This is a genomic window from Pseudomonas sp. LFM046 (genome assembly GCF_000949385.2).
Classification (GTDB): domain Bacteria; phylum Pseudomonadota; class Gammaproteobacteria; order Pseudomonadales; family Pseudomonadaceae; genus Metapseudomonas.
Window position 1 is genome coordinate 2449464 of the sequence record NZ_JYKO02000001.1, and the last position, 14151, is coordinate 2463614.

A 14151-nucleotide genomic window follows, 5' to 3' on the forward strand; every position below is an offset into this window, starting at 1 on the left:
GAACGCTATAGCCTGAGGAGAATCACCTGATTTCTGCAAGAGGTGATTCACCGGAATCCGCTGCGATCAGTCGGCGGGTACGAGGGGCTTGGCCGGCTGGTTGGGCGTCGCGGTGGCGGTGCAGCCCACCGAGGCGAGGATGATGCAGCAGATGGCGAGCCACTGGAGCAAGGACAGATGCTCGCCCAGGAAGATCAGCCCGGAGAGCGCGCCGAAGGCCGGCTCGATGCTCATCAGTGTGCCGAAGGTCTGCGCCGGCAAGCGTGTCAGGGCGATCATCTCCAGGGTATAGGGAATCGCCGTGGAGAGCAGGGCCACGCTCAGGGCCACGGGCAGCAGTTCCGTCCGCAGCAGGTCGCTGCCCGCGTGGGCGATGCCGATCGGGGCAACGAACAGGGCCGCAATCAGCACACCCAGGGCCGCGCCCTGCATGCCGTGGTCGTTGCCGGCACGCTGGCCGTAGAGGATATAAGCCGCCCAGCAGACGCCCGCGCCCAGGGCGTAGGCCATGCCGGTCAGGTCCAGATGGCCTTCGCTCTTGCCCAGGGGCAGCAGAAGCCAGAGGCCCAGGGAGGCCAGGCCGATCCAGAGGAAGTCGATGGGCCGCCGCGAGGCGAACAGCGCCACCGCCAGCGGGCCGGTGAATTCCAGGGCGACGGCGATGCCCAGCGGGATGCTGCGCAGGGACATGTAGAACAGCAGGTTCATGCCGCCCAGTGCCAGGCCGTACATGACCAGCGGCCACAGCGATCCGGCGCTGATCCGCGTGCGCCAGGGGCGCAGGATCAGGGTGAGCATGATGGCGGCAAAGATCAGGCGCAGGGTGGTGGTGCCCTGGGCGCCGACTTCCGGGAACAGGCTCTTGGCGAGGGACGCGCCGCTCTGGATGGACGCCATGGCCACCATGAGTACGGCGACGGGCAACAGGGTCGAAGCAAGGCGACTCTTCAGGGAAGGCATTTGGGCTGATCCGGCAGGTTCAACAGGGCTGGCATGTTGCGATGGTTATGTGCAACATAATGCGCAAAAGCCAGGGTGTGAGCAATATGTTGCCCAAATCCGATGACCGTCCCAATGTGCTGGAACACGTCTCCGAAAATGTCCGCCGCCTGCGCCGCGCGGCGGGCCTCAGCCAGGAAGCCCTGGCCAGCGCGGCCGGTGTAAGCCGGCGAATGCTGGTGGGCATCGAGGGTGGCGACGTGAACGTCAGCCTGGCCACCCTGGACCGTATCGCCGCGGCCCTCGGTGTGCTCTTTCCCGACCTGGTGCAGCAGCCGGATCGCCCCGACCGTTCGCGGATCAACGTCCTGGCCTGGGTCGGCGCCGGGGAGGGCAGTCGCGCCACCTTGTTGGCCAGCGCCTCGGCCCGCCATGAAGTGGAACTCTGGAGCTGGTCCCTGGAACCGGGCGAACGCTACACCGCCGAGCCGGACAAGGAAGGCTGGCGGGAGATGATCTACGTGATCGAAGGCAGCCTGAGCGTCCTGCGTGGCGAGGAGCGGCAACGGGTGGCGGCGGGTGATTTCCTGGTCTTCGGCAGCGACCAGCCCTACACCTACGCCAACGAGGGCGAGGGCCTGGTGCGTTTTATCCGCAATGTGCTGACCTGAATTCTGCTTCGAGGCGCGACGTCTGTACCTGTCTCGACCGTCGGCGACGTCGTTCTACTCCTGCTCGTCTTCATCCTCGGCATCGCCGCCGAAGGCGTCCATGCAGCGCAGGGCGTGTTCGCCGTCGGCGCCGGCCAGCTTCCAGCAACCGCTCTCGGCGTCGAAGGTCGCGGCCTGAACGGCGGCCTGGGTGAAGCGCCATTCGCGGCGGGTGCGGCCGTCCATGCATTCCACCCGCAGCAGTTGGGCGTCAGGCTGGCCCGGCTGGCCGGCTTCGAGGGCGTCCAGCAGGGCTTCGTCCAGGTCGAATTCCCAGGCGTGGAGGTCGTCGATTTCCAGCATGTCGGCGGACAGCAGGGCGTCCAGCAGGGTCGGGTGAGTCATGGGCGTGCATCCATCAATGGGGTAACGGGCGCGGGATGATAAGCCAGGGCGCCCGTCATTGCTCGTCCGGGCTTTCCAGGAACTGCTGGTTCTCCTCGCGTATGCGTCGGCCCTCCTCGTCGTAAAGGAAGGGCAGGAACATGTAGCGGCGCCCTGCGGTAACAGCTGTGGCCTCGTGCAGCAGCGAGCAGGAAAACACCACCGCGCCGCCCTTGGGCGCGCTGTACAGGCTCTGGCCGAATTCCGGGAAGCGCAGCTGGCCGCCTTCGTATTCGCCGCTGTTGAGGAACAGGGACACGGCAAACCGACGATGGGCGGTGCCCTTGGTGGTGTTGTCGCGGTGCGGGCGGAAGTGGCCGCGTTCCTCGGCGTCGTAGCAGGCCACCAGATAGCGTTCCATGCGCGTGACGTTGAACTGGAAGGCCTTGTGAATCTCCGGCACCAGGCGCGCGGTGATGCGATGCATGCAGCTGCGGATCAGCGCCTCGTCCTCCAGGGCGCAGTCGCGGCGGCGCTTGTGGTCGTGCTTGACCACTTCGACGGTCTTGCCGTCCTGCTCGATCATGTATCCCGAGTCGGTTCCGCCGTGGCGGTCGTAGTAGTCGATCAGGGACTGGCACAGGGTCGGCTCGAAGATGCGCGGCACCACCAGGACCGGCGCCTGGGCACGGGCCGGAACGGCAGGCGGGATCGGCTCCTGGGCCTGGAGCAGGGCGAGCAGGGCGTCCACATGGCCTTCGCCGCCGGTCTGGATCGGCAACACGGTGATCACCCGCAAGCGCGGGTCCAGCAGGTAGGTCATCTGGCGAATCGCGCCGCTCGGCTGATGCACCCCGTAGAGGTTGCAGATGGCCCGGTCGAAGTCCCAGAAGAAGCGGATGCCTGGCAGCATGTCGCGGATCCGCTGCTGCTCACGGTCACGGGGGTCGACGCTGACACCGAAGAAGCTGGCCCGGACGTCGTCGAACCGCTCGCGACGGGCGAGCAGATCGGTCAGCACCCGCGCCGCGGTCGGGTCCGTAGCGGAGCCGAGGAAGCTCAGGGCGATGTAACGCCCGGCGACGGTGTCGAAGGTGAAGCGTTCTCGGCTGGGGGTGCTGCTGGTGAACCAGGGCACCGCTTCGCCCGGCTCCACGGGTGAACTGCGCTGGGTCATGGTTGCCTCCATTGGCCTGAACTCAAGCTAGACCAAATGCCCGCTGCGTGCCTCAGCCGGAGTTGCCGGCGTCTTCGCAGAGCCCTCCCGGTGCTTTACTCATTCCCAGACGCCCAAGGAGCAACGCTGGATGATCCACTACTACGCGCAGGACGGCGGCGTCCTGCACGCCACCGCCGGCCAGCCCGGCATGGCCATTCCCCCTGGCACCCTGTGGATCGACCTGATGGACCCTGAGCCGGAGGAAGCCGCCTTCATCGGCCAGGCCCTGGGGGTGGAAATTCCCGGCCGCGAGGCCATCGTCGAGATCGAGGAAACCTCCCGCCTCTACCAGCACACCGGCACCCTCTACATGAACGCCACCCTGGTAAGCGGTCTGCGCGCCAAGCGGCCGGTGTCCAGCGATGTGATGTTCGTGGTGGCGCCCGATCACCTGGTGACGGTGCGCTACGCCAATCTGTCGTTCTACGAATACCTGCAGGACAAGTTCCTCCGCGAGCCGGAAACCCATGCCTCCAGCGAGCAGATTTTCCTCTCTCTGTGCGGCAGTGTGGTGGACCATATCGCCGACTTGCTGGAGCTGATGCAGCGGGAGCTGGACGAGATGTCCGGCGAGGTGTTCAGCGACGAGCGCGGCGCCGCGCCCCAGCGCAATCGCACCGACCTGCAACAGGTGGTCAAGCGCCTGGGGCGGCATAACTCGGGGCTGGTGAAACTGCGGGAAAGCCTGATCAGCATGGCGCGGGTGCTGGACTACTCCATGCAGTGGGCGAGTCTCTGGCTGAGCGAATCGGGACTGGATCGCTCGCGCTCCATCGAGCGGGACATCCGTTCGCTGGTGGACTACGTGGCAAAGATGTTCGACGAAATCGCCTTCCTGCTCAGCGCCACCCTGGGACTGATCGACATCGAGCAGAACGGCATCATCAAGGTCTTCTCCATTGCCGCCGTGCTGTTCCTGCCGCTGACCCTGGTGGGCACGGTGTACGGCATGAACTTCCGCGCCATGCCGGAACTGGACTGGGCCTTCGGCTACCCGGTGGCGCTGGGGCTGATGGTGGTGTCGGCGATCCTGCCCTTCGCCTGGTTCAAGTGGAAAGGCTGGCTCTGATTCAGCGCTTGCGCGCGCCCAGCAGGGTACCTGCTACGGACCGCCGACGAGGGCCCGGGTTTCGTAGGTTGGCGCTGAGCCCGCGAAGCCCAACGATGCGCTGTTGGGCCTCGTCGCGCTCAGCCCAACCTACGGCTTCTCAGTACTCGTTCTTGCACCCGGTTCCCCACGCCAGGTACTCGATGGTCTGAAGCTGCATCTGGCTGTCCTCATAAGTCATCCGCGCCGGGCCCACTCCGCAATACGTAGAGAGATCGGTCATTTCCACGATCCGGGCGATGTCCAGGTGGACGCCGTACTCGTACTGCGTGACCGGAGGCGAGGACTGCTCGGTGCCCGCGGCGATGGCGACGGTGGAGGCGAGGCTGAGACTCAGGGCGATGACGAGGCTTTTCATGGTGCGTTCTCCAACTGGAGAGGGAAGTGGCGGGAGACCCCGCGCCTAACGACCATCAGGCTCCGGAGAAGCGCCATTGCCGGCGGTCATGCTCGACAGCACGCCATCCCTGCGGATGAGTGCGTGATAGAGGGCCGCCGCCAGGTGCGCCAGGATGCCGATGAACAGCAGGTACGCCAGTACAGTGTGGGCCAGGCGCAGCACGGCATAGAGCCGTGCGTCCGGCGGGGCGATGGGCGGCAGTACCAGCGAATCGTGAAGGACCAGCGGGTAACCGCCGGCGGCCTGCATGCTCCACCCCACCAGGGGCTGGGCGATCATCAGCGCGTACAGCAGCACGTGGGACAGCCTGGCGGCATGTTGCTGCCAGTTGGGCATGTCGCTGGGCAGCGGCGGCGTGGTCCAGGCCATGCGCACCGCCAGCCGAACGAGGGCCAGTACCAGCAGGATCAGGCCGAGGGGTTTGTGCAGCGCCACCAGGGCGTCATGGCGCGGGGACAGGTCGCCCACCATGCTGACGCCGATGAAGAGCATGGCCAGCAGCAGGATCGCCATCAGCCAGTGGAGTACCCGCAACAACGGGGTGAAATGCGTCGGAGTGTTCATGGCTGGGCTCCTTGTTCCGGGCTGGGCGCACCTTCGCGCGTGCGGCGATTGAAGGACAGCGCATAGGTGGCCGAACGGGCGGCGAGGATCGGGTCGTCGGACGCCTGGATGCCGTCCGGCAGCACCAGCGGGTCGAAGTTGATGTCGCGGCAGGCGCCCTGGTTCTGGGGCACGGCGCTTTCCACCACGAGGGTGCCGACGTCCAGCTGGCGGCGGTCGGCGGGCCAGGGGCGGGAGGCGTCGTTGGTGGGGTCGCCGGGCTCGGCCAGGGTCAGCACGAGGTGCCAGCGCAGCGGTGCTTTGACCAGGCGCTGTTGCAGGTCATGGCGGAGAAAGTCCGGGTCCTGCCCGGCCTCGCCCAGCGGCTCGAAGGGGGACTCCGGCTGCACTGACCAGCGCACGTACTGGGTGTCGCCGGCATCATTCACCAGACGAAAAGCGTTGATGCTGTGGTAGGCGACATTGGCGAAGCTGTTGCTGGGTTTGGCCCCCTGGGCCCATTGGCGGAAGGCTGCGCTTTCCGGGTGAGCGGCGAAAAAGGCCTGCATCTTTGCCGGGTCGGGCTTGCCGGTTGCGGGGTCCGGGCGTGAAGCCAGGATCTGCTCGTAGAAAGCCTCGGGCGTACTGACCGGCAGCACGGGCGGGGTGTTCATCGCCGTGCGCCACTGTTCGCCGCCGGGCAGCTGGAACAACAGCGCCATGCTCCGGACGGGCACGCCGGCGTCCGGGGCGTGGGGGTTGCTGCCGCCGATGGCCAGACGCCCGACCACCGGCACCAGGCCGGGCGCAAAGACGCTGGCGCGGGACAGGCGCTTGGCCTGGCCGTTGCTCTCGAAATAGCCGGTGATGCAGATGCCTTTTGCGTGGTTCTTGCGATAGCCGGGGAACTTCCCGGCGTTGGCCTCGAAGGCGTCGAGGATGCGTTGCGGGGTGAGGCGGTCGCCATCGAACCAGCCGGCGGCATAGCCGAATCCTGCCGCCAGTCCGCCGACGGCGAGGCCAATGAGGGCCAGCCGTGACGCCAGGTCGAATCCCTTGGGTGGTACCTTGCTCATGCGATACTCCCGGGCATTGTTGCCCTGTCCATGAGCCGGTGAGACGCAGGCTCCCGGGGCTTTATTCCCAGGCCGGGAATAAATTTCCTCGCCGCGCGTCTTCCTGTCGCATGTTTGGCGAGAGTGACGCAAGAACGGGCTATGAACATGATCGATGACGCGGAACTGCGGGAGATGTTGCAGCGGCTGCGGCGCTTTGCGCTGTGGCTGACGCGCAATGCCTCCAGTGCCGATGACCTGGTCCAGGCCACCCTGGAGCGGGCGCTTTCCAGATGGGGCAGCAAGGGTGACGGCAACCTCCGCGCCTGGCTGTTCGCCATCCTCTATCGGCAGTTCCTCGACGGGCAGCGCCGGGCTCGCCGCCATGCGCGGCTGCTGGAGTTCTTCAGCGGTGGGCGTAGCGAGGAGGCGCCATCCACCGAAGAACTGGTGGTCAACCAGTCCACACTGGAAGCGTTCGGCCAATTGCCGGCGGAGCAGCGCGCGCTTCTGCTGCTGGTGAGTGTGGAGGGGCTCAGCTACAAGGAGGCCGCCGAAACCCTCGGGATTCCCATCGGCACCGTGATGTCCAGGCTGTCCCGCGCCCGCAAGGCGCTGCGCGAACTGGCCGAAGGCGAGATGCCCAACCCTCAGCTCCGGGTACTCAAATGAACAGATTCCATCCCAGCGAAGACGACCTGCACGCCTACCTCGACGGCCAGCTCGATGCTGACCGGCGTCAAGCGGTGGAGGCCTACCTGGCGGCCAACCCCGAGGTCGCGGCTCAGGTGGAGGGTTGGCGAAAGGACGCCCAGCAGCTGCGCGCAGCCCTGGCCCTCCCGCGCCAGGCCCCCAACCCGCGCCTCGACCCGGTAGCGATTCGCGCCTCCCTGCGCGTGCGCAAGCAACGGCGCTTCGCCCTGGCGGCGTCCTTCCTGCTGGCCCTGGGCGCCGGTGGGCTGGGTGGCTGGCAGGCACGGGACATGAGCCTGCTGGCCGCCAACCCGCCCATGCAGGACGCCCTGCAGGCCCACCGTCTGTTCGCCGCCAGCCCGACCGTGGACATCCAGGTGCACCGGTCGGGTGAATTGCAGGCCTGGCTGGATCAGCGCTTCAGCCACGCGGCACGGATTCCCGATCTCACCCCCTACGGCTTCACCCCGGTGGGCGGCCGTTGGCTGGTCACCGAACAGGGGGCCGCCGCGCTGCTGGTGTTCGAGGACGGCCAGGGGCAGCGGGTCAGTCTCTACCTGCGGGCGCCGAGCACGCTCTATCCAAGCATGAAGAAGGGCCAGCGTCGCGACGGCGGGCTGGAGGCCAGGTACTGGTCGAGGGATGGCTATAACTACGCGCTGGTCAGCCAGGACGGTGACCCGCGTGGGGAGGTGCTGGGGAAAGCGCTTTCGTTCTGAGTCCGCCGGGCTCTTTTGCCGCAGGACGCACTCCGTGAGGGGAGCCGATGCGGTAGGGTCGTCGTGCGCACCGGCGGTTTGACGGGTCGAAATCGGTGCGCACAGCGCACCCTACGGTCCAGACCCTGCGAACGGGGGCTACCGCAAGTCCATGTTCGTTTAGTCGCAAAGGGCAATTCCGCTGCCCCAAATGCCCCTCTCCCCACACGGAAGAGGGGCCACTCACTCAAATCACGCTGCGCCCCAACGGCAACTCCTCCATCTGCACCAGCCGGCAGAAGTCCTCGTAGTTGCTGCGGGACAGATGGACCACCGCATCCATCAACGCCCCCTCCTTGTAGTCATTGGGGAAGGGCGCGGGGATGCCCTCTCGCAGCGCTGCATTTTCAAGGATTATCTCGGCGATCACCTGGGTCGTATGCAACCGCGCATCCAGGCGCTGCACCCATTGCTCCAGCCGCCACTGCTCATGATGGGCAGTCATGCCTGCACCTCCTTGCCGCTGGCCATCAGCGCCGGCAGGTCCCGCCAGGCCACCCAGACTTCTCCCTGCCACCGCACCACGTCGATCTGCCGGCCTTCACAACTCATGAAGGAACGGCGCGGCGACGCATCCGGTACGCGGTGATAGTCATGCAGCGTCGGCACCAGCACGTCACTCAGCCAGCGGGCGAGATCCCGACGCTCCGGGCGGGCGAAGCGATAGAGCGCCTTGTACGCGCCGGCATCGTTGATCGCCTGCACCTCTTCGTGGAAGTCGTCGGTGTATTCCAGGGTGACGGAGCGCCGCTCGTGTGGCTCCAGGGCACGGAGCAGGCGGCGGGGAGGGCGGATGCCGATCAACCGGGCGACATCCTGGGCGACGAACCAGGGCTGGTTGTCGATCATCAGGGCGCGCAGGCGTTGGTTGTGGTGAAAGAAAACGAGGGGGGTGTATGCGTCGTGCATGGTGGTTCTCCGTTATGGGTTCAGGAGCTGCCACCGTTCGCTGTCAATCGAAGGGCGGCAGACCGCGCGGGGTTGACAGACCGGCTAACGGGAACCGGCAGACCACGAGGATCTCCCCGCGCGATCTGCCATAGAGCAGTGCAGTTAAAAACTGCATGCGAGCAAGAGCCTGCAAAAAACGTCCGCCGTTTTTCGCATGCACCTTGCGGCGCAATCGCGCCCGTTAGTTTCAGGCTGTCAAACCCGGCCACGGGATTGACCGTGGCCGGGGCAGGATAGGGATGGGGGAGCGAGAGGGCAAGGGGAGGGGAGTTGATGGGGGCTGCGTTCGACCCGAACCAGCCATTTTATAAGAGCGGATTTCGACTCTAAGGGGACAGCTAGTGTTGATCTGACTAAGATCAATTCATCGCACCTTACAGCCTCTGGCCAGATATAGGCATGCCCCTCACTACCCGGTTGGCCCTATTGCTGTTAACCGCTCTCTGCATCAACTCGGTAGTGCGTCTTGGTAGCGCTGCGATCGAGTCGCTTGGGCCGGCACATCACGACCCTAATGCTCCGTTAGCGTGGTTGGCTATTGGCGCGCTCGTTGCCTTGCCCATTTGGCTAGCCGCACTAATACCCACCCGTTTCGCTCTCCTCCAAAAGTGCGTGCGCGGTATCTCTGTCTTGCTGCTAAGTATCCCTACCGCTCTATTTACCTGGATGGCTGCAGCACAGCTAAATAGCGTGCTCCATGACAGAGGGGAAGGCCTTCTGTTGTTAGCTCACACCCTTGCACTGACGCTTATCTGCATCACGACCTACGTGTTGCTACTTTGGCCCGAACTCAGGCGACTCACGTCTCGGTAGCAGCGGAAAAAGGGTACTACGTAAGTACGGGATAGACTTATTTTTCAATCTAAAACCTGAGATATCCCGCTTGAAAACACACGCCAGAGCCATTTCAAAGAATGGCAACTGCGACGGAGCCTGACGCGGAACTACCCACCGCTAACGATCCTAACGCCAATCTCCCCGAATGCTTTGGGCGCGAAGAAGAGATGTCTCGCCAGTGACTACAATCACTCTTGCGCGGTGTGCTTCGTCTTTTCGAGAGGGCGTCCAGCGCTCAACTTCACTCAGGAGATCAGTCCATGTCTGCATTCGTTTCCCAACTCAGTGAGCTTTGGGCGCCGCGCTTGCTCAGTGTGCTGCGGATCATCACGGCCTTCCTGTTTCTCCAGCACGGCACTTCAAAGTTGTTCGGCTTTCCGCATGTCGCGTTTTTCGATGAGTTGAGTCTGTTTTCCCTGATCGGCTTTGCCGGTGTGCTGGAAGTGGTCGGCGGACTGCTGTTGATGCTCGGTCTGTTCACGCGACCGGTCGCCTTTATCCTGTCCGGCGAAATGGCGTTTGCCTATTTCATCGGACATGCCCCCAAGGGGCTGCTCCCGCTGCTGAATGGCGGTGAACTGGCGATCGTGTTCTGCTTCGTATTCTTGTACCTGGCTGCGGCTGGTGGTGGCGCCTGGAGCCTTGACCGTCGGCCGTGAAGTGGCAGCCGGTCCAGGTAGATGGGTGGTTTTCTTGGGGAAATGGATGGAGCGGCAGTCGTCAGGTAGACGGCTAGGCTTTTTGGTGCCCCACCCTCATAGGGGGCGTCTGCGCCTCTGGCAGGCTGATGTACTGCCGGGGGCGCTTTCATTTGAACGTGGTCATGGGGCACCGGCTCTGCCTGTGACGCTTGCTGAAGGACATTTCGCAGGCCGGTGCTGAGCCTGCGAAGCCCAGCGATGTGTCGGTTGTTGGGCCTCGCTGCGCTCGGCACCAACCTACGGGGTCCGAGGTGACCACGCTCCAGGCGCTGATGTCACCGCAGCGCCTTGATCCGCTTCAGGACCAGGACCAGCGCGAACCCAAGGCCTCGGTCGTAATCCGTCTTGTGCAGCTGCTGCTTGGTAGTGGCGCCGGCTTTCCTGAGTTCTCTGACCAGGTCGAACAATTCCATGAGTGCCGGGCGGCCGTGGGGTGAGGCGATGGCTTCGTCGATCAGCGCGTCGAGCATGGCTGGCAGATCGCTGATGCATGTGCCTTCTCGGGTGACGACCTCTTTGGCCATCGCCAGGCCTGCTACGTGCTGTTGGGTGGGCTTTTTCATGATGCTCTCCGAAGGCGTCACACTGTTTGGACACCTTGCGCCTGGAGGCGATCAACTTAATTCCTGAATCAGGCTGAGGCGAGCTTTGGTAAGGCCAGCGATACACAATCAACCGCGATATCGCCGGCCGCGATCAATCTTTATTCCTAAGGCGCAATCAACCTGATGGCGGTCCTATGCCTGATTGACAGCATGTAGGAGGTGTAACAGGATGTTTCGTATTGAAGGGACAAGGTGAAAGCCGCAGCAGGACCCGTCTCGGCTCTACCACCCGTTACGGCCACAACCGTGACAGCGTTTGGTTCCCGCCTCGCGACACCGTGAGCGATCACTCGGTTTCAACTTCTTTGGCGCTCTTCGCCGATATCGTTCCCTGGCAATTTGCCTACAGGGGTCAATGGCGAGGAGGGGTTGATGTACCTTCCGAAAGATGCGTCCAAGGCACGCCTGCGCGAAGCGGAAATTGCCCGTCGGAATTTCGCGGAACTGGCCACTGCCTTATCCAAAGGGGAAGTCACGCGACGGGACTTCATAAAATGGGGCTTGGCCACTTCCAGCGGACTTCTGGTGCCCGTGCATGGCTTGAGCCCCTTCACCAGCAGCGCTTATGCGGGAACCTTCGACATCCCCACGGGGTTGTCACCCAGCCCGCTGTTCGGCGTGCTTCCCTTCACCCAGCCCATGCCGCGCTTCGACGTGCTGCCTCGCAAGGCATTCACCTTCGGCGCGGGCCTGATGAACCCCATACCCGCCTTCCCGGGCGTGCCCGGTCCTGATCCGGCCGAGCAGGCCAACACCACGCAGCAACCGGTACCGGCCGTGCTGGGTGGCGGTACCGGCCCGATCGAGGGTCGGCCACCGGGACCGATCTGGGCGCACCAGCACTGGGGCGAATTTCCGCCCAAGGTGGTGGTGGAGGTCACCCAGGAGGGTGCCAAGCCCAATACCGTCTACGATCCGGGTGTGCCCTCATCCCTGAATTCCGGCATCGACCCGGCGCAGGCTTTGCGCCCGGCGTTCCATCCCGACCTGCCGGATCAAGGGAAGCTGAAGCTCTGGACCTTCAACGGCACCCTGCCGCCCAAACTGCTGATCGGCCGTTACCACGAACACATCCTGCTGCGGCACCACAACCGCCTGCCTGAAGACCCGACCCAGAACGGCGGCTTCGGCATTCACACCATCACCACCCATGAGCACAACGGTCACCACGGCGCGGAGAACGATGGCTTCACCGGCGCCTACTTCTTCCCCGGCGAGTTCTACGACTACCACTACCCGATCTGCCACGGTGGCTACTTCAGCTTCAACCAGGGCGCCAACGACCCACGCTGCGGCTCACCCAACGACGCCGGTGGCATCGACAACCTTCAGGGTGACTTCCACGAAACCATGAGCACCCACTGGTTCCACGACCACATGTTCAGCTTCACCTCGCAGAACGTGTACAAGGGCAACGCCGGGATGTTCAACATCTACAGCAGCCTGGATCGTGGCAACGAAGAGATCGACGACGGCGTGAACCTGCGCCTGCCCAGTGGTTCGGCCAAATCGTTCGGCAACCTCGACTACGACGTGAATCTGATGCTCGCCGACAAGGCCTGGGACCAGGACGGTCAACTGGCGATGGATATCTTCGACTTCGACGGGTTCCTCGGTGATGTGATGACGGTGAACCTGGTCTACAAGCCCTTCTTCGAGGTCGAGCGGCGCAAGTACCGCTTCCGCATTCTCAACGCGGCGGTGGCGCGGTTCTTCAAGCTGTCCCTGAGCGATGCGTCGCCGATGGTCCAGATCGCCAATGACGGCAACCTGCTGCCGACCCCGGTGACGCTCACGACCCTCGACGAAATCGGTATCGCCGAGCGCTACGACATCGTCATCGATTTCTCCCGCTACAGAGTCGGGGACAAGGTCTGGATGGTGAATCTCGCCGAGCACGAGACTGGCCGTCGGCCCATGCAGGATCTCTCGCTCCGCGATGCGATGTCGGGCACGTCCGGCGATCCCTGTGTTGGCCGCTTCCTGGAATTCCGCATCGTCCGCGATCCGGCTCGACCCGATACCAGCCAGATTCCCGATTTCCTCGTACCGAATCCCGACCTGTCGCAAATTCCGGTGGCAGCCGAGCGCACCTTCGTGTTCGGTCGCGGCGCCATCCAGACCACCAGCGACCCGATCTCATCGTTCGTCGGCCCATGGGGCATCGGGACCGATGGCGGCGCCAAGCTTGACGCGGACTTTGGCCGCATCTCGGCGGCGCCACGCTTCGGCACCCGCGAGATCTGGACGCTGAAGAACGGCGGCGCGGGCTGGGACCACCCGATCCACATCCACTTCGAGGAGGGCCAGATCCTCGCTCGCAATGGACGGCCGGAAAATGTCCCGACCTGGGAACGCGGCCGCAAGGATGTCTATCGCCTGCACCCGGGTACCAGCGTCACCCTCACCATGCAATTCCGCGATTTCGGTGGGATGTTCATGGAGCACTGTCACAACACCACCCACGAGGACAACGCCATGTTGCTGCGCTGGGAAATCGACGACGCTGGCGGCGCCTTCCTGCGCCCGCTGCCAACGCCGATCCCGACGCCCCAGGGTGTGCGCTTCGTGGACCCGACCGAGATTTTGCCGACCGCCTTCAGATAGGAGGCACAACATGAGTGCTGCGAGGCGGTGGGCGAGGCTGGCGGCGTGCATGTCGCTGACGGGTGTCAGTGTGCCCCATTGCGCCTCACGGCCTCGTGGCCAACAACAATCACGACTCCGCCGGGAGCCCAGGAGCCAATCATGAACATCAAGCACGGAAGATTCCCGCCAGCACTGTTGGCATTCGCCGGGTTGGTGGCCGTCCTGGAGTCGAGCAGTGCGGCCTCCTCGCGCTCCTCCACGAACGCCTTCCAGCGCCGCACGGACGTGAAAACGGTCCCCATTGCCGGCACCCTGGCGGGTAAGACCGAGGACATCGACATCAACGGGACCGCGCGCATCATTTCCACCGCGTTCACCGATGACGACCCGGGCGCGCTGCCGGGGGTCTTTCTGCTGATCGACATCATCGAGGCGACCGGCGTCGGCCAGCAGAGCGGGACCCTCTATCTCGTCCATGGCGAGAACCAGGTGCTCCGCTTACTGGTCGCGACCGACGTGGTGGAGCTGACGTTCCCCATCTCGCCGGCAAACGCCAAGAAGTCCTCGGCCACGGAGACGGTGCTGGCCACCTTCCAACTGACCTTCGATGTCGACTCGGGCCAACTGACGGCGGCCACCGCCAGCTTCTCCACGCCCGGGTTTTCGGTAACGGAGCCAGCACCGGCTTGAGGCGTCGGCCCGCTGCTTCGGCGCGGAGC

At 64.4% G+C, this 14151-nt stretch carries 16 protein-coding genes; 7 read left to right on the forward strand and 9 right to left on the reverse strand.

The window, feature by feature from the left end:
* Nucleotides 1-66: 66 nt before the first annotated feature.
* Nucleotides 67-960, reverse strand: coding sequence for a threonine/homoserine exporter RhtA (rhtA, locus tag TQ98_RS11325; RefSeq protein WP_044872938.1), 894 nt, complete (start codon nucleotides 958-960; stop codon nucleotides 67-69).
* Between the two features lie 59 nt (nucleotides 961-1019).
* Here rhtA and TQ98_RS11330 point away from each other — a divergent pair, with 59 nt between their 5' ends.
* Nucleotides 1020-1610 (forward strand): XRE family transcriptional regulator, encoded by a 591-nt coding sequence (locus TQ98_RS11330; RefSeq protein WP_082073241.1) that lies wholly within the window; start codon nucleotides 1020-1022, stop codon nucleotides 1608-1610.
* A gap of 54 nt (nucleotides 1611-1664) precedes the next feature.
* On the opposite strand, the gene TQ98_RS11335 is transcribed toward TQ98_RS11330, so the two are convergent.
* A complete protein-coding gene (locus TQ98_RS11335) occupies nucleotides 1665-1994 on the reverse strand; it encodes a DUF5629 family protein (RefSeq protein WP_044872940.1) in 330 nt (109 codons plus the stop codon).
* A gap of 55 nt (nucleotides 1995-2049) precedes the next feature.
* Nucleotides 2050-3150, reverse strand: coding sequence for a 2OG-Fe(II) oxygenase (locus tag TQ98_RS11340; protein ID WP_044872941.1), 1101 nt, complete (start codon nucleotides 3148-3150; stop codon nucleotides 2050-2052).
* Nucleotides 3151-3280: 130 nt separating this feature from the next.
* Between TQ98_RS11340 and TQ98_RS11345 the strand changes: the two genes are divergently transcribed.
* Nucleotides 3281-4261 (forward strand): magnesium transporter CorA family protein, encoded by a 981-nt coding sequence (locus TQ98_RS11345; protein WP_044872942.1) that lies wholly within the window; start codon nucleotides 3281-3283, stop codon nucleotides 4259-4261.
* Between the two features lie 139 nt (nucleotides 4262-4400).
* Here the strand turns inward: TQ98_RS11345 and TQ98_RS11350 are convergent, their stop codons facing one another.
* The 3 genes from TQ98_RS11350 to TQ98_RS11360 are packed head-to-tail and all read right to left on the reverse strand — an operon-like array spanning nucleotide 4401 to nucleotide 6319.
* Nucleotides 4401-4658 carry a DUF2790 domain-containing protein gene (locus TQ98_RS11350; RefSeq protein WP_044872943.1) on the reverse strand — a complete coding sequence of 86 codons (258 nt, stop codon included), beginning with the start codon at nucleotides 4656-4658 and terminating at the stop codon, nucleotides 4401-4403.
* Between the two features lie 45 nt (nucleotides 4659-4703).
* Complete coding sequence (locus tag TQ98_RS11355) at nucleotides 4704-5264, reverse strand: cytochrome b/b6 domain-containing protein (RefSeq protein ID WP_044872944.1); 561 nt, start codon at nucleotides 5262-5264, stop codon at nucleotides 4704-4706.
* Nucleotides 5261-6319, reverse strand: a complete 1059-nt coding sequence (locus TQ98_RS11360) for a catalase family peroxidase (RefSeq protein WP_044872945.1) — start codon at nucleotides 6317-6319, stop codon at nucleotides 5261-5263. Before TQ98_RS11360 ends, TQ98_RS11355 begins: the two co-directional genes overlap by 4 nt.
* Before the next feature lie 141 nt (nucleotides 6320-6460).
* Between TQ98_RS11360 and TQ98_RS11365 the strand changes: the two genes are divergently transcribed.
* Nucleotides 6461-6970 carry a sigma-70 family RNA polymerase sigma factor gene (locus TQ98_RS11365; protein ID WP_044872946.1) on the forward strand — a complete coding sequence of 170 codons (510 nt, stop codon included), beginning with the start codon at nucleotides 6461-6463 and terminating at the stop codon, nucleotides 6968-6970.
* Nucleotides 6967-7710, forward strand: a complete 744-nt coding sequence (locus TQ98_RS11370; RefSeq protein ID WP_044872947.1) for an anti-sigma factor — start codon at nucleotides 6967-6969, stop codon at nucleotides 7708-7710. Before TQ98_RS11365 ends, TQ98_RS11370 begins: the two co-directional genes overlap by 4 nt.
* A gap of 226 nt (nucleotides 7711-7936) precedes the next feature.
* Here TQ98_RS11370 and TQ98_RS11375 read toward each other — a convergent pair whose 3' ends face one another.
* Nucleotides 7937-8194 (reverse strand): hypothetical protein, encoded by a 258-nt coding sequence (locus TQ98_RS11375; protein WP_044872948.1) that lies wholly within the window; start codon nucleotides 8192-8194, stop codon nucleotides 7937-7939.
* Nucleotides 8191-8658, reverse strand: a complete 468-nt coding sequence (locus tag TQ98_RS11380) for a BRO family protein (RefSeq protein WP_044872949.1) — start codon at nucleotides 8656-8658, stop codon at nucleotides 8191-8193. The genes TQ98_RS11375 and TQ98_RS11380 overlap by 4 nt, the downstream gene beginning before the upstream one ends.
* Nucleotides 8659-9797: 1139 nt before the next feature.
* Here TQ98_RS11380 and TQ98_RS11390 point away from each other — a divergent pair.
* Entirely contained in the window at nucleotides 9798-10196 is a 399-nt protein-coding gene (locus TQ98_RS11390; protein ID WP_044872951.1) for a DoxX family protein, read from the forward strand.
* Between the two features lie 317 nt (nucleotides 10197-10513).
* Here TQ98_RS11390 and TQ98_RS11395 read toward each other — a convergent pair whose 3' ends face one another.
* Nucleotides 10514-10801 (reverse strand): hypothetical protein, encoded by a 288-nt coding sequence (locus TQ98_RS11395; RefSeq protein ID WP_044872952.1) that lies wholly within the window; start codon nucleotides 10799-10801, stop codon nucleotides 10514-10516.
* Nucleotides 10802-11215: 414 nt separating this feature from the next.
* On the opposite strand from TQ98_RS11395, the gene TQ98_RS11400 reads away from it, so the two are divergent.
* Both TQ98_RS11400 and TQ98_RS11405 read left to right on the forward strand, forming a co-directional pair.
* On the forward strand, nucleotides 11216-13450 hold the full coding sequence (locus TQ98_RS11400) for a multicopper oxidase domain-containing protein (protein WP_044872953.1): 2235 nt from the start codon (nucleotides 11216-11218) through the stop codon (nucleotides 13448-13450).
* 141 nt (nucleotides 13451-13591) lie between these two features.
* Nucleotides 13592-14122: a hypothetical protein gene (locus TQ98_RS11405; RefSeq protein WP_044872954.1), complete on the forward strand. Its 531-nt coding sequence runs from the start codon at nucleotides 13592-13594 to the stop codon at nucleotides 14120-14122.
* The last annotated feature ends 29 nt before the right edge of the window (nucleotides 14123-14151 follow it).